This window comes from Pseudomonas sp. PDM18, from assembly GCF_014852585.1.
Classification (GTDB): Bacteria; Pseudomonadota; Gammaproteobacteria; order Pseudomonadales; family Pseudomonadaceae; genus Pseudomonas.
In genome coordinates, this window is the sequence record NZ_JACVBX010000063.1 from 1 (window position 1) to 214 (window position 214).

At 64.5% G+C, this 214-nt stretch carries 1 protein-coding gene; it reads right to left on the reverse strand.

The genetic code is table 11. The features are described 5' to 3' along the window. Positions 1-214, reverse strand: a 214-nt coding sequence (locus tag IB274_RS29555; protein WP_192436309.1) for a hypothetical protein, incomplete at both ends; no start/stop codon positions are given.

Here is a 214-nt window from a genome sequence, read left to right on the forward strand (position 1 = left end):
TCAGCGACGGGAACAGCGGTTGGGTGATGACGGTGTACGGGCGGTCAGCCTCGACATCGACGGCGTTGCCAGCTTCGTCATGGGCCTTGAGGGTGGCATGGATGTTGGACTCAGCCGCCAGATCGGCGCCGGCTACCTGCACGCTCCACTTGCCATCGGCTGCCACAGTGGCGCTGTAGGTGGTGCCGTTGAGCTCGAAGCTCACCACGTCACC